Here is a 24,906-nt window from a genome sequence, read left to right as displayed (position 1 = left end):
GCTTTCCTCATCCCCACTGATTAGAAGGAACACAAGCTGAAACCGTCACGTCCAGTGACAACGCTTGTGTAATCAACATCATGTTGGCCCGAACCAATCGGGCTTTTACAGGTAGTTTTACTACTCATTAATGCGGGATAAAAGTAAATTATATAATGACTGGCCAAACAAAGATAGGTTTTAATATGAATTAACTATTACCTTTTTTTAATAGAACAAGTATAATAGAATATAGCCGATGTGCAAGGGAGTGTTTTCCAATGTTTCTACTTCAAAAAGTTGATTCAACGTTTAAAAAAATAAAAGCAAACGCTGCTAATATCATTACAATTACAAATATGTCGTTTGGTGGGGCTGCAATTATGGCTACACTAAATGAGTATCATAGCTACAGTGTACTATTAATTTTTATCGCTGCTTTTTTAGATCGTTATGACGGTAAAGTTGCCCGTAAATTTAATCAGGAGTCCGAATTGGGAAAACAGCTTGATTCCATGGCGGATATTATTTCTTTCGGTGTAGCACCTGCCCTATTAATGTATGAAATGGCATTAATGAATGCAGGATTTACAGGTATGATGATGCCCGTATTATTTATTGCTGCCGGTGCGTTGCGTTTAGCTCGATTCAATGTGATGGATTCAACAGGTTATTTTGTAGGACTGCCGATTACAGCGGCTGGTACATTACTAACTTTTTCTTATTTCTTTACAAATATGTTATCCGAAACGTTTTACTTAATTCTTTTCCCGGTATTGGCACTATTGATGGTAAGTACCTTTACATTAAAAAAAGTGTAAGAGCAGAAATATCGCTCTTACACTTTTTTCATTTCTGCGCAAATTTCATCATATACTGTCGAAAAGATGAAAGGATGTTAATTGCTTGAGCGGTTTTGTGACAGCATTGGTTCAACTTTGGCTTGAGCTTCCCGCATTACTAGGCTATTTAAAAGGGCAGACGTTTTATAAACCGTTATCACGCGAGGAAGAAGAAGAAGTCATCAATCGTTTTATAAAGGGGGATGAAAGCGCTCGTGTCGAATTAATCGAGCGAAATATGCGGCTTGTTGCGCACGTTGTAAAAAAATTCCACCCTTCACACGATTTACTTGATGATTATATTTCAATTGGCACGATTGGTCTTATGAAAGCCGTAAGCAGTTTCACACCAGAAAAAAAGACCCGTCTCGCCACATATGCCGCCCGATGTATCGAAAATGAAATTCTGATGCATCTTCGCGCACAAAAAAAAGTGCAAAAAGATGTCTCGTTATTTGAGCCGATTGGTGTCGATAAAGATGGGCAGTCTCTTCAAATCCGTGATTTACTGCAGCTTGACGAACCTTCCACAATTGAAAAAATTGAACGACAGGAGGATTTTGCCCAGCTGTATCGCTATTTGGATACATTAGATCCACGTGAGCTCGAAATTATTTCCTACCGTTATGGGCTCCAAAACTTCGACCCGCATACCCAAAAAGAAATTGCCAAAAGGCTCAATATTTCACGCAGCTATGTTTCACGCATTGAAAAACGGGCACTTATTAAGCTTTACCAGCAGTTTAAACATGGTGAGAAAGAATAAGCCATATGAAAGGCAGATAGATTTTCAACATACAATAAAGAAAATGCCCAATCCTTTAATGCGATTGGGCATTTCTACGTGATCCATATTATAACTTTGTAATTGCGTTTAATACGATTTCCGTTGAGTGTTTCGCTGCTACAGGTAAAAACTCATCAAATGACATGCTCGATTCTTGTCCTGCAATGTCTGATAATGCACGAATGACTACAAATGGTGTATCGAATTGGTGGCATACTTGCGCTACAGCCGCCGCTTCCATTTCCACGGCTTTCATTGTAGGGAAATCTTTTCGCACTGCCTCAACACGCTCAGGGTTACTCATAAATACATCGCCTGAACAAATAAGGCCTACACTGTAATTATGCTCTCCCACTTCTTTAACTGCCTGTTTCGCAACTTCCATTAATTGTTCATCTGATTTATAAGCTGCCGGCATCCCAGCCATTTGACCGATCTCATAGCCAAAAGCTGTAACGTCGACATCATGATGACGTACTTCATCCGAAATGACGATATCCCCAACCTTTAATGCTGCATCAAAACCGCCTGCAGATCCTGTATTAATGACAACTTTCGGATTAAACTTTTCCAATAAGATCGTCGTAGACATTGCCGCATTCACTTTACCGATACCGCTTTTTAACAGTACGATTTCTTTGCCTTCATATGTACCTGTTGTGTATTCACTGTTTGCTATTGTTTCTGTTTTTGTATTTTGTAGAGCACCGCGTAATAATTCTACTTCCTGCTCCATTGCACCGATTACTGCTATTGTCATTTAGTTCATTCCTCCAATTAAACTTGCTAACTATTCTACTTTATTGTGAACCTTCTAATGTTGTCAAAACTTCTATTTGAACCGGTTTCCAGCCTTCATTGTCAACCCATTCTATACTTACACGATATTTTTGTTCTTTGTCCATCGATGTGACAACGGCAATTGCACTTTCCGTACTACCGTTATTATTCACACGCAGTACAATACTGTTTTCCTGCTGTAAATCAATGACGCTGAAAATTGCTTTTAGTTTTTCTTCGTAATCAATATGCCCTTTTTCATATGTCGACACATGTTCTCCTGTTTGTGCCGTCGGATAGGCCGGCCAATTTGGATTTGTAATGACTTCTTTTACTGACGGATCGTTGGAAGGACTCACCATGTCACCCGATTCAGATGTTGGCTGTTCAGTTTCATCTGTAGCGTTATCTTCCTCATCTACTTCTTCCGGTACATTTGTTTCTGTTTCATTATCTTCCGTTTCTTGTCCAGCGTCATCTTCCGGGACATCAGTTGCTACTTCTGCCGGTGAATCTTGCTCTGCTTCGTTTTTAGGTTCCGGCTCTTGTGTAATGATAAAAATTAATGTTGCCACAATTAACACAGCGACAATAGCGATTAAATAATTTAATCTTTTATCCGCTTTTTGAAATTTCGTCTGTTTTGTTTTTTGTTCAGCATACTGTTGTCGTGTTTGAAATCGTCTTTTTCGTTCCATTTCAATTCCTCCTATGCACACCTATTTTAGCATTAGAACAGCAAAGGTTGCACGGAAATTGAACATTGGAAACTCTTCCAAATATATCAACATAACAAAAGCAGCTAGCAATTTGATGCTAACTGCTTCATAATTATTTTACTTCTAAAATAATAACTTCCATATCTCCGCCTGGTGTTGTCAGTTTTACAACATCGTCCACATGCTTGCCCATTAAAGCTTTAGCAATCGGAGAGTCATTCGAAATTTTACCTTCCATCGGATCGGCTTCAGCTGAACCAACAATTGTGTATGATTCTTCAAAGTTTGCACGTTTACCGTTGATCAGTTCATCAAATGTAACTGTTTTACCTAAAGAAATTGTATTTGATGTTTCGTCCTCAGTAATAATAACAGCATTGCGCAGCATTTGTTCAATCAAAGAAATACGACCTTCCACAAATCCTTGCTCTTCTTTTGCTGAATCATATTCAGAGTTCTCGGAAAGGTCACCGAAGCTGCGAGCTACTTTAATGCGCTCTACTACTTCCGGACGCTTTACTGTTTTTAATGTGTTTAATTCATCTTCTAATTTTTGTTTTCCATCAAGTGTCATTGGATATTGTTTTTCGTTTGACATTATTCCCACTCCTTAGTATTAACTTGAAAACGTTTACTTTTAGCGTTTTCTATTTCTATTCTAAAAAATACGTATAAATTAAATGTTATTTTCACGTATTTTGTTCATAAATAACAGAAAACCCGACTACTAGTTTACGGTATGTGTAAATCCCTTCTTTTAGAAGAAGTTTACACCGTAATACGGGCAGCCGAATTTTATGATTAATTATTTATGTTGTTCTATCAATTTAAAATGTAATTAATGTAAATACTACATCATCATATTACAAGTTTGATTCAGTTTCAAGAATTGTTTTTATTTTCGTTACCATTAAGTCAATTGCAACGTTATTTTCTCCGCCTTCAGGGATAATTACATCTGCATATCGCTTAGTCGGTTCGATAAACATATTGTGCATTGGACGCACTGCTGTTAAATACTGATCGATTACCGAATCAGCTGTACGACCGCGCTCTTTAATATCACGTTGAATGCGTCGGATAATACGTAAGTCAGAGTCTGTATCCACAAATAATTTAATATCCATTAAATCACGCAGACGCTCGTCCTCCAGCACTAAAATTCCTTCGACAATGATTACATCTTTAGGTTCCACATGAATGACTTCATCTGAACGCGTATGCTGTACATAATCATAGACCGGTTTTTCCACTGATTCATAGGCAAGTAAACGATGAATATGCTCGATCAGCAAATTATTGTCAAATGCAAGCGGATGATCATAGTTTGTTTCCAGACGCTGTTCAAACGTCATATGGCTTTGGTCTTTATAATAATAATCCTGTTCGATAACAACTACTGAATGTTCACGGAAAACATCGTATATAGAACGTGTCACGCTCGTTTTACCTGAGCATGAACCACCGGCAATTCCGATTACAACTGGACGGTTTGACATTTAATTATTCTCCTTTCGCATCATATCAAAATGTGATAATGAGCGATCAACTTTAAATTTAACGATTTGTAGTGGGTGGCGGGCAACATCTAGTTCATTGCCTTTTTCATCCCAAAGCTGGCCAACCGTCATTTTGAATGCATCCATATTAGGGCCGAAAAATTCAACCGTATCGCCTGTCTTGAAATAGTTGCGTTGTTCCAATGTAACTATTTGTGTTTCGGCATCATAATCCATTACAAAACCAGCAAAATCCCACTTCATTTTATGTGAATGGAAACCAAACATTTGTTGTTTATAGCTTGGCTCACCTTCAAAGAATGACGAAGCAGTCGCACGGTTTGCACAGCGCGCCAGTTCTTCCAGCCATTCTTTTTCGAATGTAAAGTTTTCCGGGTCTGCACAGTAAGCATCAATTACTTTACGATAAACGGAAATAACCGTTGCGATATAGTGAATCGACTTCATACGGCCTTCCACTTTTAATGAATCAATCCCTAACTCAATCATGTGAGGAATGGATTCGATCAATTTCAAGTCTTTCGGGCTCATTGCAAACGGTGCTTCACCTTCGTTAAACAATGCTGTTTCTTTACCGTCGTTATTTTCATATAAATCATAATCCCAACGGCAAGACTGACAGCAGCCGCCACGGTTTGAGTCTCGGGCCGTCATATGGTTTGAAAGTGTACAGCGTCCGGAATAAGCGATACACATTGCACCGTGCACGAAGGCTTCGATTTCAATGTCTACCTCTTCTTTCATTTTACGCATTTCTTCCCCGCCGACTTCACGTGCTAAAACAACACGTTCCAAACCTTCTTCTTTCCAGTACTTTACCGCTTTCCAGTTGGATAAAGACTGTTGTGTAGAAAGATGGATTTCTAAAGAAGGGGCACACTTTTTACAAGTTTCAATAATTAACGGGTCTGCAACGATAATCCCTTTTACGCCTGCTCCCTCGATTGCCTGCAAGTATTCTTCCAAACCGTCCATATTTTCGTTATGCGCAAAAATATTTGTCGTTACATATACAACGGCTCCGTATTTATTGGCAAATTCAACGCCTTCCTTCATTTCTTCAATAGTGAAGTTCCCTGCGTTAGAACGTAAACCAAATTCCTGACCACCGATAAATACAGCGTCAGCACCGTAGTGTACGGCTACTTTTAATTTTTCCAAGCTTCCTGCTGGTGCTAGAAGCTCTGGTTGTTTCGTAATTACTGTTTTTCCGTTAATAGTTTCACGGATCTTTTCATTTTGAATTAATTGTAGCATACTGCGTTAGTTCTCCTTCCTAGTAGACTGTTTCCTTGTAGATGAAGCCAGTATCCAGTGGACGTAACGCTGGCTGAATTGCTTCGATTTGCTCAAATAGCTCGGATTTAATGTCATCGTACGCATCTTCGCCTTGATCAAAATACGTATCAATTGCTTGACGGTAAAGTTCTGTAACTGTCACCGTATAATCAAACGTTTGAAGGACACCATCAATTTTGAATGAATCGATACCCGCCTCAAACAATTCATTTAACTCTTCAATAATGCACATGTCATTCGGAGAGAAAATATGTGTGCCATTCATATCCTCATAGATCGGATATTTATTTTTACGCTCTTTATCGTGAAGGAACATATTTTTGTTTTCTTTACGATTTTCGATTTCCATCGCTTCGTCACGGTACAGGAAATAGTTCCCTAAAAGTGCGCGCTTAGATTGGAACATACAAGTCATACCATGTACTTGTACTTCGATTTCATGCTTTGTATTTTGTTTAATTTCGAGCACTTCATCGACTGAAAGTTCACGTGCCAGTACAGCACGCTTACTTCCGCGTTCACCCCAATAGTTCACTTGGAAGAAGTTCGTTGCAGTCGTTTCCGGATTCCAATGCAACGGAATGGTTACATTGTTTTCACGCACTGCGATAATTACTGCTGGGTCCCCGAATAATAATGCGTCTACCCCAATACGCTGCATCTGTACTAAATATTCATCCAATGCATCTAAACGATCGTTGTGGAATAATGCATTGACCGCCACATAAACCTTTTTACCTGCAGCGTGAATCAGTTTTGTTGCTTCTTCCACCTGTGCTACTGTAAAGTCTCCAGCTAGACGTAAGCCAAATTTTTGTTCACCGATCACAAAAGCATCAGCACCTGCCTCAAGTAGTGCTGTAATATGCTCAATGGATTGTGGTGTTACTAATAATTCTGGTTTTTTCACACTAATCACCTCTTCAAACAAATTAACAAACCATCACCGACAGGGAAAAAGGCACTAGAATAATCCGGATGTGCCATGATCCAGTCTGAAAATGTTTTTAAATTGCGGATCATCGTTCTTTTTCTTCTAGGTACTTCTTTTATATCTAAATCTGATAATCCGTGCATATACATATTATCGATGTATAAAACGCCACCCGATGGAACGAGTGTTGCGTACTTTTCGAAAAACTTCATGTATTGCCCTTTTGCCGCATCAATAAAAACAGCATCAAAAGTAGTAGGAAGTGTTTCCATGTCTACCTCTAACGCATCGCCCTCTATTACTTGTATGCGGTTTGCCACCTCTGACCTTGCAATGAATTCCTTGGCATACTGAACTCGCGACACATCGCGTTCAATCGTCACAATATGACAATCTGGCAGCGCTTGAGCCATTCGTATAGCAGAATAACCAATTGCCGTCCCAATTTCTAAAATCGATTTCGGATTTTGAATTCGCAAAATTTGATTCAGTGACTCAATCCCGGCAAGCTGCATGATTGGGACATGATTCTGTTCTGCGAAGCGTTCCATTTCCATTAATAATTCATCACGTTCAGGAATGAAAGAAGCAATATAAGCGTCTGATAATTCCATTCGTCATTCTCCCTTTACCTGGTTGTTTGCGCCCATCTTTCATTCACAAGAAAAAAGACGAAACGAAGATGTTTGCGCCTACAAAATTGTTATATAAGGACAAAAAATCACAATTTATAATAGCATGAAAAGAAAAGGAATGCGAACAATTTACTGAATTCCATCGTAAAACGGAAATTTCAAGCCATTCGATCCCTTTTCCACAACTTAACTTTCTTAACGTAAATATTTTTCGATGTTCGCTAAATGTTCATCATACGTTTTAGCAAAATGATTTATGCCTTCTTTATCTGCCAGGAAGTATAAATAATCAGTTTGTGAAGGATTCAATGCCGCTTCAATTGATGTTTTTCCGGCTCCCGCGATTGGTCCTGGAGGCAATCCAACATTTTGATACGTATTATACGGGTTGTCTACTTCCAAATCTTCATACAGCACGCGGTCTTTATGGGACCCTAATGCATACAGTACGGTTGGGTCTGTTTGTAAAGGCATCTCAATTTCCATACGGTTATAGAATACACTCGCAATTGTTTCACGGTCCGTTTGGGCAGTTGCCTCTTCTTCAAGCAGTGATGCAAATGTCAATAGTTCATGAACAGATGTTTCACGTTCTTCCAATACCGGAGTATATTCGGAAACAATCGTATTCATCGCAGAAAGCATTGTATCGATAATTTCCTCTATCGTTGGGTTTTCCTCAAAGAAAGGATATGTTGCCGGATATAAATAGCCTTCTAACGGATGACGAATATTCTCCTTTAAAATAGCTTCTGACAATAATTCAGGATATTCAGTGATTAATTGCTTGACATAAGCGGCATCCGTCACTTTTTTCATGAAGTCCTCTGCTTTATGAGAAGTATTTTTCTGTACAACATCTGCTACTTGCTCAAGTGTTAACCCTTCTGGCACTGTCATTGTAAATACAGGCTCGCGATACACACGACCTGTCTTTAAGCTTTCAATAATTTCGTCGAGTGTCATGGATTTCGTTAAAGAATAACTGCCGGCTTGGAATTCCGATTCATTTTTAAATTTAGTGTAATATTTAAAAATCTGTGCATTCTTTACAATGCCCTTATCTTCTAGAATAGTCGATATTAATGTAATACCTGAACCCATCGGAATTTCGACTTCAACTTTTTTGTTCGATTCCGGGTCCATTGGTTCCAATGCCGATGTCACATAGTTGTATCCTACGAAACCGACAATGGCAATAATCAGAAGAGCCACAAGCGCGATGATTCCCACAATTTTACGCACCGTTCTGACTTCTCCTTTACGCTCTTTCATCTTATTGAACATTTCTTGCTTCTTATTTTCGTCTAGCACGGGAGTCCCCCCTTTTTCTCTCCCATAATGATACATAAAAATCTCTTTCGACACAATATAGAGCCATGAAAGGTATGGAAATTCTCACTATTTGCGACGTTTTATAATAGAAAATGTTCGTTTTTGTCTAAATTTGAACAATAAAAAAACCCTACTGCCGTATAAATCGTCAGTAAGGTTCTTGAAATTAGTTTTGTGCCAATGAGTTTAATACTTGTTCTACCATTTCCCACTCTTCGTCTGTTTCGATAGGAAGCAAGTCCACTACTTCACCGTTATCGCCAGCGATATAGGCAGAAGCATATACTTCCTCCAGTACAGGCTCATCGTCTTCCATAATTGCATAGAATAAGTAATTTTTGCCGTTGCTTTCAAAGCGGTGTAATATTTGGCACATAACTTCTTCATCATCTTCATTCGTGATTGTGAAGTAATTTGTCTGATCCGAGCCAAATTCGTCTAGTACCGTATTCATAACTTCTTCAACCATTGACCATTCTTCATCTGTTTCAATATCCGAAAAGCCGCTCATTTCGCCATTCTCGTCGAGAACATAGCGAAGTGCAGAAATACCTGCTTCTTCATCACCGATTAATGAGAATAAAACATATGAATGATCTTCCGAATCAAATGTAAATACAACGCGGCATTGTTGCTCTCCGCCGTCTTCTTTTTGCAAAATAAAAATATTTTCTTCCAAACTAATTCCTCCCAATGAATAAAACAGAGCAGGCTCATCACCCACTCTGTTTTTATTGTGTCAAATGAATTATTCTTCTTCGCCTAATTCGTCTTCAATCTGATTTAATACTTCTTCGATTAAATCCCATTCTGCTTCTGTTTCGATCGGCGTTAATTCGCCATCTTCACCGTTTTCAGCAGGAACGAATGCAGATGCGAAAATTTCAACTGCGCCATCTTCGTCTTCTTCTGCGCCTACTAAAGAATATAATACGTATGATTTACCGAACTCTTCTGAATCGAAAGTGTGTAAAATTTCGCAAAGTTGTTCGTTGCCGTTTTCATCGACTACTGTAATATGATTTTGTTGTTCTGACATGATCGTCACCTCTTCATAATATTTAGGCATTGGTGCCTGTTGCTGCTCAATACATTATACATAAAGCCTTTTCGGATAAGTACAAAAAAGCCTCATGTAGAGCAACTTTAGTTTTTACTATCTAAATAACCTTGTAAAATCATGACAGCAGCCATTTTATCAATAACTAGCTTTCTTTTTTTACGGCTTACGTCTGCTTCGATCAGCATACGTTCAGCAGCCATCGTTGTCATACGCTCGTCCCAAAGCTTAACAGGAAAACCAAATGTATCTTCCAGCAGTTTTTTATAGCTTTCAGAAGCTTCCCCTCGGGGACCGATTGAATTATTCATGTTTTTCGGGTAGCCTACAACAAATTCTGTTACATTGTGTTCCTTTACAAGCTCATTGATACGTTCAATACCAAATTTACCTGCCGCTTCATCGATTTTTATCGTCTCGATTCCTTGCGCTGTCCACCCTAGCGCATCGCTAATTGCAACGCCGACTGTTTTCGAGCCGACGTCTAAACCCATAATTCTCATTTATCCGCCTCAGTATTCTTTCTAATATAAAATCTAACGAGTTCCTCTAAAATCTCGTCACGTTCAAGCTTGCGGATTAAATTACGTGCGTCCTGGTGGCGAGGGATGTATGCCGGGTCGCCAGATAATAAATACCCTACAATTTGATTTGTTGGATTATACCCTTTTTCCTCTAAAGCCGTATACACCTTCAGCATCACTTGCTTTACTTCTTGTTCCATGGATTCTTCTGGAAAACTGAATTTCATTGTTTTATCGAAAGAACTCAAGACCAGCACCTCGCTTTCAGCAATGAGGAGATGAATCACACTCTCCCATCTCCATTTATATCATTATAACTTATTCCTGCAAGCACTTCAAATATGCCAGTAGTAAAATTTAGATGTTTAGAAAGATTTTACATGTTCGTAAACAGCATTTAATGCTTCTTCCAGTTTGGCAGCATCTTTTGCACCGGCCATTGCCATATCCGGACGACCGCCGCCTTTACCGCCGCAAGCTTCAGCAACTTGCTTCACAATGTTCCCAGCGTGATAGTTTCCACCTACGATATCTTTCGTTACACCCGCGCATAACATTACTTTCTCGCCATCAACAGCCCCAAGAACAATAACGGCTGATTCCATTTTTCCTTTTAAATCATCCATCATCTGGCGTAATTGATTATTGTCTTTTGCTTCTACACGAGTAGCAAGTACTGTCACATCACCAATTTTTTGTGCTGCATCCAATACTGCGCCAGCTTGTGCATTTGCGATTTTTTGAGACAATGTATCATTTTCGCGTTGAAGTTCTTTGTAATCCGCTTGAAGTGTTGCAACACGAGTTGCCACGTCTTTAGCATTTGATTTTAAAAGGCCAGCTGCTTCATTTAAGATCGCTTCTTCTTCTTTGATTGCTTCATATGCCGCTTTTCCTGTAACAGCCTCGATACGGCGTGTACCTGCACCGATACCGCTTTCAGATACGATTTTGAAAATGCCGATTTCAGATGAACGGCTTACATGCAGTCCACCGCAAAGTTCAATCGAATAATCCGAAACAGCTACAACACGGACAACATCACCATATTTTTCACCGAACAGTGCCATTGCACCCATCGCTTTTGCAGAATCAATATCCATTTCCTGAATAACGACTTCGATATCTTCCCAAATTTTTTCGTTCACCGCACGCTCAACTTGCGCAAGTTCTTCTTTCGTTGCAGCGCCAAAGTGAGAGAAGTCAAAGCGTAAACGGTCCGGTCCTACATAAGAACCTGCTTGTGCTACATGGTCACCTAATACATCTTTTAATGCACGGTGCATTAAGTGTGTTGCTGTATGGTTTTTAAGGATTAATTTACGTTTTGCTTCATCTACTTTTGCAGTAGCCAAATCGCCGACATTCATTTCACCTGATTCTACTACAACAGTGTGCAATGGCTGGCCATTTGGTGCTTTTTGAACATCTTTTACGATAGCAGTGAATCCGTCTGCTTCAATGATACCTGTATCGGCAATTTGTCCACCCATTTCAGCATAGAACGGTGTTTCGGATAGAATAACCAACGCTTCTTCACCTTCAGAAGCAGTTGAAGTTTCTTGTCCGTTGACAACAATTGCAGCAACTTTTGCAGAAGCTTCAAATGCATCATAAATAAATGTAGACTGCTGTGTTAAATTTGACAGCACTTCGTTTTGTACTTGCATTGAATCCACATCAGCACGTGCATTACGAGCACGTTCACGCTGTTGTTCCATAGAAGTTTCAAAACCTTCATGGTCAACTGTCATGCCAACTTCTTCGGCATACTCTTCCGTTAACTCAATCGGGAAACCGAATGTATCATACAGACGGAATGCATCAGCACCAGGAATAACTGTTTCGCCTTTTGCTTTTTGGCTTGCTGCAACTTCGTTGAAAATTGCTAATCCACCATCAAGTGTTTCATGGAAGCGCACTTCTTCATTTTTAATAACACGTTGAATAAATGCTTCCTTTTCTTTTACTTGCGGATAGAAATCATGCATAATCTCTCCAACAGTCGGCACTAATTCATACATAAACGGCTTTTCAATGCCGATTTTCTTCGCATATCGAACAGCACGACGTAATAGACGACGCAATACATAGCCACGGCCTTCATTTGATGGCAATGCACCGTCCCCAATAGCAAATGCTACTGTACGGATATGGTCGGCAATTACTTTAAATGGTGTATTCACGTCTTCAGTTGATCCGAAAATTTCATTTAAATCCACTTCATGCGGACGTTTGTACGTACGGTTTGCAAACATTTCTGTTTTTTCAATGATTGGCATGAAAAGATCTGTATCAAAGTTTGTTGGTACGTTTTGTACTACAGAAACGATACGTTCAAGACCCATACCTGTATCAATGTTTTGCTTTGGAAGTGGTGTATATGTGCCATCCGGATTGTGGTTGAATTGAGAAAATACAAGGTTCCAAATTTCAAGGTAACGCTCATTTTCCCCGCCTGTGTACATTTCTTCCGCCGGTGCACCAACACCGTACTCTTCACCGCGATCATAGAAAATTTCAGAGTTTGGACCAGATGGACCTTCGCCGATATCCCAGAAGTTGCCTTCAAGTCGGATTAGGCGCTCTTTCGGAATCCCGATTTCATTGTGCCATACGTCATATGCTTCCTGATCTTCAGGGTGGATTGTTACCGATAACTTTTCAGGGTCGAAGCCCATCCATTTTGGATCTGTTAAAAACTCCCAAGCGTAATGAATCGATTCTTTTTTAAAGTAATCTCCGATAGAGAAGTTCCCTAACATTTCAAAGAATGTATGGTGACGTGCTGTTTTACCTACGTTTTCGATATCGTTTGTACGAATCGATTTTTGTGCGTTTGTAATACGCGGGTTATCAGGAATGATACGTCCGTCAAAATACGGTTTTAATGTCGCCACTCCTGAGTTGATCCATAAAAGTGATGGGTCATTAATTGGAACTAATGGTGCCGATGGTTCAATATGATGCCCTTTTTCTTTAAAGAAATTCAAATAAAGACGACGAATTTCAGAACCTGTCATAATTTTTGTTGTCATGATTTTTTTCCTCCTAATTTTTATTGAAGTCGATGAATTTTGGTACGAATTAATTACATCCTTCACGTAAATAAGTGCTTTGTTCACCGGAAATCCCAATGATCCGCTGAAGAAAACAAAAAAAGCCTTCATCCCGGTAAAGGGACGAAGACTATTATTTCGTGGTACCACCCTAATTTATAATGCGCAATGCATTATATCTCAAGTGCTTGTAACGTAAGCAAACGGCAGTGATTAGCTGCACTCTGGAGTAGCTTTCAGTATTTATTCGGGGAGATTTTTTCAGCCGGGAAATCTCTTTCTGCTCACGAAATTCATACGTACTTGTTCCATCATCGTTTTCATTTTATTATGCTCTTCATTATAAAAAATAGACACCGTGCTGTCAATCGGCATTCCTTAATAATTAAAACGTTTTTTCGTCAGTAAAATTAAAAGGATTGCAGGCACTGTACAAATGATCATTCCTAAGAACGCCAGACCTGGCTCGATTTCATAAAGTGCACCACCTAATAATGTAAGAATCGCTGCACTTAAACTCATTGCAAGTGCCGAATAAATCCCCTGTGCATTTGGGATCTGCTCCTGTGGTAAAGCTTTTGAAATATAGCGGATAAAGGCATAATGCGCCATCGCAAATGACAGAGCGTGAAGTGCCTGAGATATGATAAACATCGGCATATTCGGAAATGCGTAAACTAAAATCCAACGAACGCTCGAGCCAATTGCCGCAACAAGCAATAATGAAGAAGGTTTCCATTTTGTTAAAATTGTATCGGCCTTGAAAAAATAAAGAACTTCAAATATTACTGCGACATTTAAAATCATGCCGATATAAAACGGATTGACATTCAGATCCTGTAAATAAATATAGCCATAGTTATAGTACGATGCATGTGCCCCCTGAAGTAAAATGACGACAAACAATACGATGATAAAGCTTTTCACTTCAAATAGACCCTTCATTGAGAGCGTTTTTCCATCCTCTTTTACAGGCACTATACTTAAAACTTGAGGTGCAGGCATGAATTGAATGATGAGCAATGCCGTTAAACCTAAAATCATCATCCATAAGATCATTTGCTCCCCGTACATCCCGCTGATCATACTGATGATTAATACAGCGACGACAAACCCGAAAGATCCTAACGAACGCGCTTTCCCATAATGTATGGTTCCATGTTGCATTAATGTGGAAGCACTGCTCTCAACAGCCGGTAATAAAGCCGGGTAAAAAGCACTGAACAGTAACGTCATTAAAAATAAGCCGCCGAATGAATTGATCGGTATGTATAGCAGCGTCACAATTAATGAACTTGCAGTAAAAAAGATCAGCACATTTTTGTTGCTCATTACTTTAGAAACAAACGGGAAAATAAACATCGTCGAGATGGCCCGTGCAACCAGTCCAAAGCCCATTATAATGCTCGCTTCCGAAACCGTAAGCCCTTTATCATTAATAAGCCAACCTGTCCAGTATGGCAGGAAAATACCCCATGTAATAAAGAACATAAAGAAGTTTTTCGCGAGCCAACGCTGATTATTCATAGTCTTCATCCTTTTTCTTTTTTATTAAGTTGAATATTAACATGAGAAATACTACAATAATGTGAGAAATCTCATATTTAATTGGAAGGAGTTGCTTTATAATTTGAGAAAGTTACCAATAGATGAAAGTCTCTCATATATCGAACAATACCCGATTTCCCAATATTTTTCTTTTGATATTGTTCCATTTATCCATGTGTATGAATTCGATAAAGGCGAATTTATTTTCCATGAGCATTCCTTCCCTGACTATTTGTATTACATGGTTGAAGGGAAAGCTAAATTATATATTACCCATAAAAACGGGAAAATTTCTCTTATCGATTTTATTACAGCCCCAACATTTATGGGCGAAATGGAACTGTTAAATGCCGAACGCTATTCAAAAGGCATTCAAACTTTATCAAAGTCAGTATGTTTTGCGATTTCCATTCAGGAAGTGAAGGAAAAATTATTGGCAGATCCTGTGTTTCTGAAAATGCTCTGTATTTTTTTAAGTCACAAAGCAACGACAGCCACAGCAAAATATACACAAAACCAGGCCTATCCGTTGGAAAACCGATTAGCCTCATTCATTCTACTATCATCGGATCAACAATTCTATAAAGAAAAACATACAGAAGTATGTGATTACTTAGGTGTATCGTATCGCCACCTGTTATTTGTCCTAGCACAATTTAGTGAAGCCGGCTATATAACGAAACAAAATCGCGGGTATGTACTGAAGAATCGGTCTGAACTGGAAAAACTCGCATCAGAAATTACGTATTAAAAAAGACTGCGCTAAAATATTTTTAGCACAGTCTCTTGAACACTGAAAGATTTTAAATAAACATACCAGCAATTGCAGCTGATAGTAATGATGCTAATGTACCTGCAGCAACCGCTTTAATCGCAAGCTTTGCAATCATTGGACGTTTATCCGGTGCCATACCACCTAAACCACCGATTAAAATACCCATTGAGCTTAAGTTTGCAAAACCACAAAGTGCAAACGAAATAATAATGGCTGTTTTGTCAGAAAGCTCGCCGATAACCGGTCCAAAGTTAGAGTAGGCAACAAATTCATTTAAGATTAATTTTTGACCGATAAATGAACCTGCACGTACTGCTTCGTCCCAAGGTACACCGATTAAAAATGCTAATGGAGCAAATACATAACCTAATAAACCTTCAAGTGTTACATTTTCAAAACCGAATAATCCTGTAATACCACCTAAAATACCGTTTAATAAGGCAATTAATGCGATGAAACTTAAAAGCATTGCTCCAACATTTACTGCTAATTTCAATCCGTCAGATGCACCTACTGCAGCTGCATCAATAACATTTGTCGCTTCAGAATTACGCTCTAATTTAAAGTCATCTTCATTTACTTCTTCTGTTTCAGGAATCATTAATTTCGCCATTACAAGTCCAGCTGGAGCAGCCATGAAACTTGCCGCCAGTAAGTATTCAAGTGGAACACCTAATAACGAATAACCGATTAATACCGAACCTGAAACCGATGCAAGTCCACCTGTCATAACTGCGAACATTTGCGATTTCGTCATTTTATTTAAAAATGGACGAATTACAAGCGGTGCTTCTGTTTGTCCAACGAAAATATTGGCAGCAGCATTTACTGATTCCGCTTTTGTTGTACCTAATACTTTTGATAAGAATCCACCAATAATCTTAATGACAAATTGCATAATTCCCAAGTAATAAAGGACAGAGATTAAAGATGAGAAGAAAATAATAATTGTTAAAACGCTCATCGCGAATACAAATCCAACATTATCCGGATTTGCTAAACCGCCGAATACGAAGTTAATCCCTTCGTTGGCATAACCAATCAGCTTCTGAACACCTTCAGAAAGTTGCATAAGCTTCTCGCGGCCGAAAGACCACTTTAATACGATAAATGCAAAAATCAACTGGACAACTAATCCTGAAATAATAATTCTCCATTGAATTGCTTTACGGTTATTAGATAACCCTATGGCAATCGCTACGACTCCCAGAATACCTATGATTCCCCATACGAAATCCATGTATGTGCACCTCTTCTTTTAGTTTTGAAAACCTTTTCATTTTGTAATATTTGACATCAAACTTCGGATGTCATATAAGTTTTTTTTCATACTAACATATCCAGCAAACTAATATTAATTAATAGTTTCTTTCAAAATTTCTGATTTTTCCGCAAAAAGTTATCATTATTTTATTATGCCCTGTTTTGTTTCAAACTTTTATTATAATTAAAACATTTTCCCTCTACCTTTGAATATAAACACAGCATTTTATAAATTTGTCCAGAATTGTACTTTTCCATAAGCAATAAAAAACTAGTCATTTCCATTCAAACATGAACGAAAATGACTAGTTCTATTCTTCATTGAAGTCATATGGTGAAATATTCGCCATACCAATTAAAGGATGAATATAAGGTGCTGTTTCTGCCGTTAAGTGATTTGGCAGAGATTCACCGATTTTATGCGAATCCGACACATTCAAGAGTCCAAGCTGCTCTGTTGAAGAGTTTTGTTTCACTCCTTTAACGGACGCTTTTTTCTCTTCTATTTCCGGTGACTCTTCTGTCTTTTCTTCAGTGATAAATTCCTGATTTAGTCGTGCCTTTAATGTTGTTAATCGGGTTAAATCATCTGTTTTTGCTAAACCGTTCGCTAATACATCCGGCTCACCACATAAAATTAAAAAGTTTTTAGCACGTGTAATACCGGTATAAAGTAAATTTCTTCGAAGCATTTTCGAATAACCTCGGACAATCGGCATAATGACCGTTTGAAATTCCGAACCTTGTGATTTATGGATCGAACAGCAATAGGCCAATGTTATCTGATTTAAATCAGCACGCTGATATGTCACTTCGATTCCATCATAGCTGACGATAAGCAAATCCTGCTTTTCCACTGTTTCCTTTGCACGGATTATGGAAATCACTTCACCCATATCTCCGTTGAATACATTATTATCCGGTTGATTCACTAATTGCAGCACTTTGTCCCCGATACGGTAAATCGTATCACCGAAAACCAGTTCTTTTCTTGTCCCATCATTTGGATTAACAAGCTGCTGAATTTCTTTATTTAAATTATCGATGCCTGCAGGACCTTTGTACATCGGCGCCAATACTTGAATATCTCGAATTGCCTGACCTTTTGCAAGCGCACCTTTTACAATTTGAGTGACAACGCTCGTTACTTGTCCTGCTCCTGCCTGAATAAACGAGCGGTCCGTTGTTTTGGCAGTCAACGTATCCGGGACTTTGCCTTTTTTAATTTGATGGGCCATCTCGATAATTGTAGATCCTTCAGCCTGACGGTAAATATCCGTTAATTCAACGGTCGGGATTTGCTTGGATGCAAGCAAATCCTTTAATACTTGTCCTGGTCCAACAGGCGGTAACTGATCCTGGTCTCCTACAAAAACGACCTGTACATCTTCATGCAGCGCTTTTAAAAGCTGATGTGCCAGCCATGTATCCACCATTGACATTTCATCGATAATGATGAGTCGCCCTACAACTTCACGCTCTGTTTCTTCATCCTTTTCCTGCCCATTAAAACCTAATAAACGGTGTATTGTCATTGCAGGTAAACCAGTCGATTCTGCCAACCTTTTTGCTGCACGTCCTGTAGGTGCCGCAAGGACAATCGGAAACGGTTCCTCTTTTTCGGCATATGTCTTAGGATTTAATGATAACCCGTGAAGCTCAGCATATACCTCGACCAAACCTCGGACAACGGTCGTTTTTCCCGTCCCCGGTCCGCCTGTTAAAATCATCACCGCGGAATTGATCGCCGTTTCAATCGCCTGTGCCTGTGTTGGCGCATATGTCACATTATACTGTTCTTCAATATCTCCAATCGCTTTTCGGATTTCATCTTTCGAGAAACTTTCGGCTATTTTATTTTTTTCTTTCAGTTCATTAATTTTACTTGCAATGCCCACTTCACTAAAATAAAGTGACGGCAAGTACATGCGTGTTTCTTCACCGCATATTTTCGATTCCTCACGCATTTCGATAGCCGCTTTTGAAATCGCATCATATGGAATTTCAATGCGCTGACTTTGTTCAAGTATGTCTTTCACCATCGGAAGCACCATTTCCGCATCCAGATAAACATGTCCATCTGATAATGCTGCATTTGTCAGTACATGAAAAATGGCTGCTTTTATTCGATCCGGATGATTCCCTGTTATCCCCAGTTTCGCACCAAGTTCATCTGCACGTATAAATCCGACCCCTTCTACTTCCTCAATCAAACGGTAAGGATTTTCTGTCAGCAGCGAAATTGTTTCTTCACGATATGCCTGATAAATTTTCATTCCCAGCTGTGGCCCGAAGCCCCAATCATTCAGCCGCACCATCACCCGTTCCAGTCCAAGGTTTTCCTCGATCGTTTGGCGAATATGTAATTTCTTTTCAGCAGATAAACGGGGTACTGCATCAAGTGCTGAAGGATCTTCCAGTATTTTCGTAAGGGCATCCATTCCAAGCTTTTCTACGATTGTCTCCGCCGTTTTTCTGCCGACCCCTGTAAATAAGTCACTTGATAAATAATGGACGATCCCCTGCTCTGTTGTCGGCACTTCTTTTTCAAACGTGTCAATCTGAAACTGCATCCCGTATTTCGGATGACTTTTTAACTGTCCTGTAAAGCGGTACTGTTCGTCATTTACTAATTGAGGAAAATAGCCGACAATGATGATCTCTTTCTCGTCATACTGAATATTTGTTTCTTGAATTTTGACACGAACAATGGAGTACATATTCGTTGCATTATGAAAAATTGTTACAATTGGTCGACCTAAAATAAAAAGCTTATTTACGTCAAACAAATTTAGATTTTCCGCCATTTTCATGCCACGCTTTCTAATAAATTGTAAGCCCATTTTATCATACCGATTAAAGCCTGTCCTACAATAATGCAAACAAGCCATTACGTCTGATTTTTCTATTAATTTAGCTCACTAAAATGTTATGATACATATAGAATGTAAGAGAAAGTAGTGATGAACATGAATTTTAGACCTTGTATTGATTTACACGACGGAAAAGTAAAGCAAATTGTCGGAAGCACGCTTGGCTATGACAATAAAAAAGTGGTTGAAAATTTCACTTCTGACCAGGATGCCTCGTATTACGCTTCATTATTTCTGCAAAACAAACTGACGGGCGGACATGTCATCATGCTTGGTCCTGGCAATGAAGAAGCGGCGATTTCTGCATTGCAGGCTTATCCGAACGGTCTTCAATTAGGCGGCGGTATTACAGTCGACAATGCACAGAAATATATCGATGCAGGTGCTTCGCATGTCATTGTGACATCCTATATTTTTCATGATGGGCAGCTTGATATGGATCGCCTGCAGCAATTGGTTAAAACAATCGGCAAAGAAAAACTTGTCCTTGATTTGAGCTGTCGAAAACGTGATGGTAAATGGTATGTTGTAACAGACAAATGGACAAAATTCAGCGACTTCGAAGTAAATGCGCAGTCGATTAAGGAAATTGAAGAATATTGTGATGAACTGCTCATCCATGCGGTTGATGTGGAAGGAAAACGCAATGGTATGCAGGAAGATTTAGTACGTGATTTAGCTGAATGGACATCGATTCCGACAACGTATGCTGGAGGCGTACGTTCAATTGATGATTTGAAAAAATTCGAATCACTTTCTAATGGTAAATTACACGTAACAATCGGCAGCGCCCTTTCTATCTTCGGCGGTGACCTGGACTTCCAAACAGTAGTGAATTATTGCGAAGGTATTGAATAGCCAGAACGGATATAAAAATTTTAAGAAATACCATAAGAAACAACACTAAAAACCCATTTTTCGTCAGAGAAAAATGGGCCTTTTTTTTATCACGCTTCTTTTACATATTGAACATGAGACGTTTTGCGATCATCTGGAACTCTTCCGGACCGATTCCCGGTGCAAACTCTTCCGGTAATTCATCTAGATCCGGCATCTTTGCACCTTTTGGCGTTCCCTCTTCTACAATGAGCGGTGCATTCGTCAATGGATGCGGCCCTTTCCAGATTTTATTTATATCCTGATAATCCCCTACGTAATTCCACGTAAATAATACATTTCCATAGCCGCGCTCTTCATATTTTCTCGCGTGGTCAAATACATGGTTATCAAGGCTAGGAATCGGAAGCATCCTTGTTACATCCACACCAGTCGCCATTTCCAGCGCTTTTGCATAGGCAACAACATGTGTCCCGCCGCGCACCAGTAAATAGCCAATCATTTCACGGGCTGTCGGATGATCCGTCATTTCATAAACACGCATTTTATGTGTCCGCGCGCCGCACTCCAGGAAGAAATTATGCAGTAAATCGAGCACGAGATTTCCGCTGGAAAATACGTATTCCCCATTCCAAGGTTTCCCCATCGAATCGACAGGCAAAGCTGTCTGCGCAGAAGCGATAAAGCTCTGCGTATTGCGCATATTTTTGGCGTTCATCATCGGTCCCAGATTTGGGTTCCCGGAAAACGTCGTATCTTTGCCGAGTAAATTGATTGTCGTCGCTACAAGTTCCACATGCCCAAACTCTTCTGCTGTAATACTCGCAACTAAATCATAAAAAGGCTTTAATTTCTTTTTTCCACGGAAATTGAATGACTGATACATATAGTTATTCAAAGTCGACATTTCGCCAAACTTTCCGCCTAATAATTCCTGTACCGCACTTGCAGCGTTTGCGTCTCCATATTCAACCTGTGGTAAATCTATAAGTAATCGATTGACGCGTTGAAACAATAAAGCACCCCCTAATTGTCATAGTAAGCTTATGACGAATTGGGAGTGCGTAGACCACATTCATTTCATTTTTTTAAAAATGGCATAATCCAAACTATTTTGTCGATACGGATATAAAACGGCGTTTGGCAAACATCAAGTACAATATAGTCCGGACAGATTGCGGCCAATATCCCTTGCTGAACACGATTTCCCTCTTGCTGGACGGCAACCATCTGCCCTAAATAGTTTTGGATCGCTTCAAGCCAGTACGCGTTTGGATATGTGTTCATTTGAACCAAAAAATCACTCCTTTGTATGCATACTGTACAATATGCGAAAAAGGAGTGATCCGTTCATCGATTATTTGGCTTTAGACTCAATTGTAATCGTTACAGGACCATCATTAATGAGTACAACATCCATCATCGCACCGAAAACACCTGTTTCAACATGCAGTCCATTCGCTTTTAATTGTTCATTGAATGCTTCCCATAATGGCTTTGCCTGTTCAGGTCTTGCCGCTTCCACAAAACTGGGCCGCTTCCCTTTGCGAGTATCCGCATAAAGGGTAAATTGGGAGATTGATAAAATATCGCCGCCTGCATCAACAATGGAACGATTCATCTTGCCGTCCTCATCTTCCCAAATACGCAAGTCGGTAATTTTTTTCGCTACATATTTGATATCTTCTTCTGTATCGCTATGTGTAATGCCGACAAGCAGCACATAGCCTTTTTGAATGGAACCTGTTACTTGTCCATCGACTGTAACAGAGGCCTGTTTTGAACGTTGTAATATTACGCGCATCTTTTCCCCTACTATCTATTAATTAATTACACGCTGAACGGAGTAAATATCCGGAAGCTGTTTAATTTTTTCGACAACACGATGTAGTCCTGAAATATTGGTAATAGCAATCGTTAAATGAATCGTGGCAATTTTTTCACGATCCGCACGACCTGTAACTGCCAAAATATTTGTTTTCGCTTCACTGACAGCATGCATGACATCATTTAAAATGCCTGGACGGTCGAATGCCGAAATCTCGATATCCACCGGGTAGTCTTTACGGATTTGTGTGCCGTCATTTTCCCATTCTACTTCAATAAGACGCTCCACGTTTCCATCTTCCTGGATATTCGGACAATCTGCACGGTGTACTGAAACACCGCGGCCTTTCGTAATAAAGCCGACAATATCATCACCCGGTACCGGTGTACAGCAACGTGATAAACGGATTAATAAATTATCTATTCCTTTTACAATAACACCTGATTCCGTTCGCTTTTTCGGTGTCGGATTGTTCATGCTTTTAACGATTTTTTCAAGCGCTTCTTCCTGTTCACGCTCTTTGCGCATTTTTTCAGCAAGACGATTGACGATTTGCTGAGCCGTAATTCCGCCTACGCCTACAGCCGCATATAAATCATCTTCATGTGTATAGTTGAATTTTCCAATCACACGTTTAATATTTTCTGTTGTTAAGACTTCCTTCATATCAAACTCTTGAGCCTTAATTTCTTTTTCAACGAGTTCCTTTCCTTTTACAACACTTTCTTCACGCACATGCTTTTTGAAAAATTGCTTGATTTTATTTTTTGCCTGCGAACTTTGTGCAATTTTAATCCAGTCTCGGCTCGGGCCGAATGATTGTTTCGATGTTAATACTTCAACAATATCGCCTGTTTTTAAAGGCGTATCAAGCGGTACCATTTTACCGTTTACTTTTGCTCCAATTGTTTTATTCCCGACTTCCGAGTGTACGCGGTAAGCAAAGTCAATCGGTACAGAACCTGATGGAAGCTCAATAACGTCCCCTTTTGGCGAGAAGACATATACCATGTCCGAGAATAAATCGAATTTCAACGATTCCATAAACTCAGCAGCATTTGATGATTCATTTTGGAACTCGAGAATTTCACGGAACCAAGTCAGCTTCTGGTCAATTGTTTCTGCATTTTGTTCTACGGTTTTACCTTCTTTATAAGCCCAGTGTGCCGCGATACCGAACTCTGCTATTTTGTGCATATCCTTTGTTCGGATCTGCACCTCAAGCGGATCCCCATATGGTCCGATAACAGTTGTATGCAGGGATTGGTACAGATTTTGCTTTGGCATCGCAATATAATCTTTAAAGCGTCCCGGCATTGGCTTCCATAATGTATGGATAATACCGATTACCGCGTAGCAATCTTTAATACTATCAACTAAAATACGTACCGCCAGTAGATCATAAATTTCATTAAACTGCTTTTTTTGAAGTACCATTTTGCGGTAAATACTGTATAAATGTTTCGGACGGCCAAAAATATCCGCTTCAATTTCCACTTCTTTCAGCTGGGAATTGATTTCGTCCATTACGTTATCCAAATAAGCTTCACGTTCATCACGCTTTTTCTTCATCAAGCTGACGATCCGGTAATACTGCTGCGGATTTAAATAGCGTAATGCCGTATCCTCCAGCTCCCATTTCACTTTCGAAATCCCTAATCTGTGCGCTAATGGTGCGAAAATTTCCAGTGTTTCCTGAGAAATACGACGTTGTTTTTCAGCCGGTAAATGCTTTAATGTCCGCATATTATGCAGGCGGTCCGCCAACTTAATTAAAATTACTCGGATATCCTGAGCCATCGCAACGAACATTTTTCGGTGGTTTTCAGCTTGCTGTTCTTCTTTTGACATATATTTAATTTTCCCAAGCTTTGTTACCCCGTCCACAAGCTTGGCTACTTCTTCGCTAAATTCATTTACTAGATCTTCGCGTGTCACTTCCGTATCTTCCACGACATCATGCAAAAATCCTGCTGCTACTGTTTCAGGATCCATCTGCAGCTCAGCCAAAATCCCCGCCACTTGTACCGGGTGAATAATATATGGTTCTCCAGAGCTGCGGAACTGCTCTTTATGTGCTTCTTTCGCTACCTCAAATGCTTTAACAACAAAGGTAACATGTTCTTCGTTCATATAAGATTTGACGAGCTCGAAAACATCTTCGGGCGCCAATATTTGTTCTTTCGCCATTATGAGTCCACCTGTTCTTTCTATTTTCGCTTTAAGTATAAGTTCAATTGTATAAAATATATCTACTAAATGTAAAGGCACGTGGGCATTTAGTTTTGCAGAAAGTCGAAATTTGTAGA

The 24,906-nt window shown here is 39.4% G+C and carries 24 protein-coding genes and 1 other annotated feature; of the genes, 4 read left to right on the top strand and 20 right to left on the bottom strand.

All coding sequences use genetic code 11. From position 1 onward, the window contains the following. Positions 1-260 precede the first annotated feature (260 nt). Both pssA and sigK read left to right on the top strand, forming a co-directional pair. Complete coding sequence (gene pssA / locus ACQKN3_RS01680) at positions 261-800, top strand: CDP-diacylglycerol--serine O-phosphatidyltransferase (RefSeq protein WP_251686729.1); 540 nt, start codon at positions 261-263, stop codon at positions 798-800. A gap of 85 nt (positions 801-885) precedes the next feature. After that, a complete protein-coding gene (sigK, locus tag ACQKN3_RS01675) occupies positions 886-1,587 on the top strand; it encodes an RNA polymerase sporulation sigma factor SigK (RefSeq protein WP_079527948.1) in 702 nt (233 codons plus the stop codon). A gap of 88 nt (positions 1,588-1,675) precedes the next feature. On the opposite strand, the gene mtnN is transcribed toward sigK, so the two are convergent. The 14 genes from mtnN to ACQKN3_RS01605 form a co-directional block, all read right to left on the bottom strand. Beyond that, positions 1,676-2,368: a 5'-methylthioadenosine/S-adenosylhomocysteine nucleosidase gene (gene mtnN, locus ACQKN3_RS01670; protein WP_251686727.1), complete on the bottom strand. Its 693-nt coding sequence runs from the start codon at positions 2,366-2,368 to the stop codon at positions 1,676-1,678. A gap of 40 nt (positions 2,369-2,408) precedes the next feature. Beyond that, positions 2,409-3,086, bottom strand: coding sequence for a DUF1510 family protein (locus tag ACQKN3_RS01665; RefSeq protein WP_427708923.1), 678 nt, complete (start codon positions 3,084-3,086; stop codon positions 2,409-2,411). A 133-nt stretch (positions 3,087-3,219) separates the two neighbouring features. Further along, positions 3,220-3,705: a transcription elongation factor GreA gene (gene greA, locus ACQKN3_RS01660; protein ID WP_251686723.1), complete on the bottom strand. Its 486-nt coding sequence runs from the start codon at positions 3,703-3,705 to the stop codon at positions 3,220-3,222. Positions 3,706-3,970: 265 nt separating this feature from the next. Further along, positions 3,971-4,606 (bottom strand): uridine kinase, encoded by a 636-nt coding sequence (gene udk / locus ACQKN3_RS01655; protein ID WP_251686721.1) that lies wholly within the window; start codon positions 4,604-4,606, stop codon positions 3,971-3,973. Next, positions 4,607-5,884, bottom strand: a complete 1,278-nt coding sequence (locus tag ACQKN3_RS01650) for a peptidase U32 family protein (RefSeq protein ID WP_427708921.1) — start codon at positions 5,882-5,884, stop codon at positions 4,607-4,609. It abuts the gene before it with no gap. Positions 5,885-5,903: 19 nt separating this feature from the next. After that, on the bottom strand, positions 5,904-6,836 hold the full coding sequence (locus tag ACQKN3_RS01645) for a peptidase U32 family protein (protein WP_427708919.1): 933 nt from the start codon (positions 6,834-6,836) through the stop codon (positions 5,904-5,906). A gap of 5 nt (positions 6,837-6,841) precedes the next feature. Continuing rightward, entirely contained in the window at positions 6,842-7,474 is a 633-nt protein-coding gene (locus tag ACQKN3_RS01640; RefSeq protein ID WP_251686715.1) for an O-methyltransferase, read from the bottom strand. Between the two features lie 216 nt (positions 7,475-7,690). Continuing rightward, entirely contained in the window at positions 7,691-8,809 is a 1,119-nt protein-coding gene (gene mltG, locus ACQKN3_RS01635) for an endolytic transglycosylase MltG (protein WP_251686713.1), read from the bottom strand. 187 nt (positions 8,810-8,996) lie between these two features. After that, positions 8,997-9,509 (bottom strand): DUF1292 domain-containing protein, encoded by a 513-nt coding sequence (locus ACQKN3_RS01630; RefSeq protein WP_427708917.1) that lies wholly within the window; start codon positions 9,507-9,509, stop codon positions 8,997-8,999. Between the two features lie 69 nt (positions 9,510-9,578). After that, entirely contained in the window at positions 9,579-9,869 is a 291-nt protein-coding gene (locus ACQKN3_RS01625) for a DUF1292 domain-containing protein (protein ID WP_014823362.1), read from the bottom strand. A 107-nt stretch (positions 9,870-9,976) separates the two neighbouring features. Then, positions 9,977-10,393 carry a Holliday junction resolvase RuvX gene (gene ruvX, locus ACQKN3_RS01620; RefSeq protein WP_251686709.1) on the bottom strand — a complete coding sequence of 139 codons (417 nt, stop codon included), beginning with the start codon at positions 10,391-10,393 and terminating at the stop codon, positions 9,977-9,979. After that, complete coding sequence (locus ACQKN3_RS01615; RefSeq protein WP_014823361.1) at positions 10,390-10,662, bottom strand: IreB family regulatory phosphoprotein; 273 nt, start codon at positions 10,660-10,662, stop codon at positions 10,390-10,392. The genes ruvX and ACQKN3_RS01615 overlap by 4 nt, the downstream gene beginning before the upstream one ends. Positions 10,663-10,779: 117 nt before the next feature. Beyond that, a complete protein-coding gene (alaS, locus tag ACQKN3_RS01610) occupies positions 10,780-13,452 on the bottom strand; it encodes an alanine--tRNA ligase (RefSeq protein ID WP_427708914.1) in 2,673 nt (890 codons plus the stop codon). 137 nt (positions 13,453-13,589) lie between these two features. Beyond that, positions 13,590-13,797, bottom strand: a binding site (T-box leader). A 54-nt stretch (positions 13,798-13,851) separates the two neighbouring features. After that, complete coding sequence (locus tag ACQKN3_RS01605; RefSeq protein WP_251686705.1) at positions 13,852-15,000, bottom strand: MFS transporter; 1,149 nt, start codon at positions 14,998-15,000, stop codon at positions 13,852-13,854. 103 nt (positions 15,001-15,103) lie between these two features. Here ACQKN3_RS01605 and yeiL point away from each other — a divergent pair, with 103 nt between their 5' ends. Then, positions 15,104-15,772, top strand: coding sequence for a transcriptional regulator YeiL (gene yeiL / locus ACQKN3_RS01600; RefSeq protein ID WP_251686703.1), 669 nt, complete (start codon positions 15,104-15,106; stop codon positions 15,770-15,772). Between the two features lie 52 nt (positions 15,773-15,824). On the opposite strand, the gene ACQKN3_RS01595 is transcribed toward yeiL, so the two are convergent. Together ACQKN3_RS01595 and recD2 are read right to left on the bottom strand one after the other, a co-directional pair. Next, positions 15,825-17,036 (bottom strand): NupC/NupG family nucleoside CNT transporter, encoded by a 1,212-nt coding sequence (locus ACQKN3_RS01595; protein ID WP_251686702.1) that lies wholly within the window; start codon positions 17,034-17,036, stop codon positions 15,825-15,827. 334 nt (positions 17,037-17,370) lie between these two features. Further along, a complete protein-coding gene (gene recD2 / locus ACQKN3_RS01590; RefSeq protein WP_427708911.1) occupies positions 17,371-19,866 on the bottom strand; it encodes an SF1B family DNA helicase RecD2 in 2,496 nt (831 codons plus the stop codon). A gap of 162 nt (positions 19,867-20,028) precedes the next feature. On the opposite strand from recD2, the gene hisA reads away from it, so the two are divergent. After that, a complete protein-coding gene (hisA, locus tag ACQKN3_RS01585) occupies positions 20,029-20,790 on the top strand; it encodes a phosphoribosylformimino-5-aminoimidazole carboxamide ribotide isomerase (RefSeq protein WP_251686697.1) in 762 nt (253 codons plus the stop codon). Positions 20,791-20,890: 100 nt separating this feature from the next. Here hisA and ACQKN3_RS01580 read toward each other — a convergent pair whose 3' ends face one another. The 4 genes from ACQKN3_RS01580 to ACQKN3_RS01565 all read right to left on the bottom strand — a co-directional run bounded on the left by ACQKN3_RS01580 (position 20,891) and on the right by ACQKN3_RS01565 (position 24,787). Next, positions 20,891-21,784, bottom strand: coding sequence for a manganese catalase family protein (locus tag ACQKN3_RS01580; RefSeq protein ID WP_251686696.1), 894 nt, complete (start codon positions 21,782-21,784; stop codon positions 20,891-20,893). A 65-nt stretch (positions 21,785-21,849) separates the two neighbouring features. Beyond that, on the bottom strand, positions 21,850-22,056 hold the full coding sequence (locus ACQKN3_RS01575) for a YuzF family protein (RefSeq protein WP_251689991.1): 207 nt from the start codon (positions 22,054-22,056) through the stop codon (positions 21,850-21,852). Between the two features lie 70 nt (positions 22,057-22,126). Then, a complete protein-coding gene (gene dtd, locus ACQKN3_RS01570) occupies positions 22,127-22,573 on the bottom strand; it encodes a D-aminoacyl-tRNA deacylase (RefSeq protein WP_427708908.1) in 447 nt (148 codons plus the stop codon). Between the two features lie 18 nt (positions 22,574-22,591). After that, positions 22,592-24,787: a RelA/SpoT family protein gene (locus ACQKN3_RS01565; RefSeq protein WP_251686694.1), complete on the bottom strand. Its 2,196-nt coding sequence runs from the start codon at positions 24,785-24,787 to the stop codon at positions 22,592-22,594. Positions 24,788-24,906: the final 119 nt, after the last annotated feature.

The organism is Solibacillus sp. NPDC093137 (assembly GCF_050280445.1).
In the GTDB taxonomy this organism is placed as follows: domain Bacteria; phylum Bacillota; class Bacilli; order Bacillales_A; family Planococcaceae; genus Solibacillus; species Solibacillus isronensis_B.
The sequence above is the reverse complement of the archived record's forward strand: the minus strand, read 5'-3'. Positions and strand labels throughout refer to the sequence as shown.

Coding starts and splice junctions, on each gene's coding strand:
- pssA (WP_251686729.1), top strand. CDS start 261: ATGTTTCTACTTCAAAAAGTTGATTCAACGTTTAAAAAAATAAAAGCA.
- mtnN (WP_251686727.1), bottom strand. CDS start 2,368: ATGACAATAGCAGTAATCGGTGCAATGGAGCAGGAAGTAGAATTATTA.
- ACQKN3_RS01665 (WP_427708923.1), bottom strand. CDS start 3,086: ATGGAACGAAAAAGACGATTTCAAACACGACAACAGTATGCTGAACAA.
- greA (WP_251686723.1), bottom strand. CDS start 3,705: ATGTCAAACGAAAAACAATATCCAATGACACTTGATGGAAAACAAAAA.
- udk (WP_251686721.1), bottom strand. CDS start 4,606: ATGTCAAACCGTCCAGTTGTAATCGGAATTGCCGGTGGTTCATGCTCA.
- ACQKN3_RS01650 (WP_427708921.1), bottom strand. CDS start 5,884: ATGCTACAATTAATTCAAAATGAAAAGATCCGTGAAACTATTAACGGA.
- ACQKN3_RS01640 (WP_251686715.1), bottom strand. CDS start 7,474: ATGGAATTATCAGACGCTTATATTGCTTCTTTCATTCCTGAACGTGAT.
- ACQKN3_RS01625 (WP_014823362.1), bottom strand. CDS start 9,869: ATGTCAGAACAACAAAATCATATTACAGTAGTCGATGAAAACGGCAAC.
- ruvX (WP_251686709.1), bottom strand. CDS start 10,393: ATGAGAATTATGGGTTTAGACGTCGGCTCGAAAACAGTCGGCGTTGCA.
- alaS (WP_427708914.1), bottom strand. CDS start 13,452: ATGACAACAAAAATTATGACAGGTTCTGAAATTCGTCGTCTTTATTTG.
- ACQKN3_RS01605 (WP_251686705.1), bottom strand. CDS start 15,000: ATGAATAATCAGCGTTGGCTCGCGAAAAACTTCTTTATGTTCTTTATT.
- ACQKN3_RS01595 (WP_251686702.1), bottom strand. CDS start 17,036: ATGGATTTCGTATGGGGAATCATAGGTATTCTGGGAGTCGTAGCGATT.
- recD2 (WP_427708911.1), bottom strand. CDS start 19,866: ATGGCGGAAAATCTAAATTTGTTTGACGTAAATAAGCTTTTTATTTTA.
- hisA (WP_251686697.1), top strand. CDS start 20,029: ATGAATTTTAGACCTTGTATTGATTTACACGACGGAAAAGTAAAGCAA.
- ACQKN3_RS01575 (WP_251689991.1), bottom strand. CDS start 22,056: ATGAACACATATCCAAACGCGTACTGGCTTGAAGCGATCCAAAACTAT.
- dtd (WP_427708908.1), bottom strand. CDS start 22,573: ATGCGCGTAATATTACAACGTTCAAAACAGGCCTCTGTTACAGTCGAT.
- ACQKN3_RS01565 (WP_251686694.1), bottom strand. CDS start 24,787: ATGGCGAAAGAACAAATATTGGCGCCCGAAGATGTTTTCGAGCTCGTC.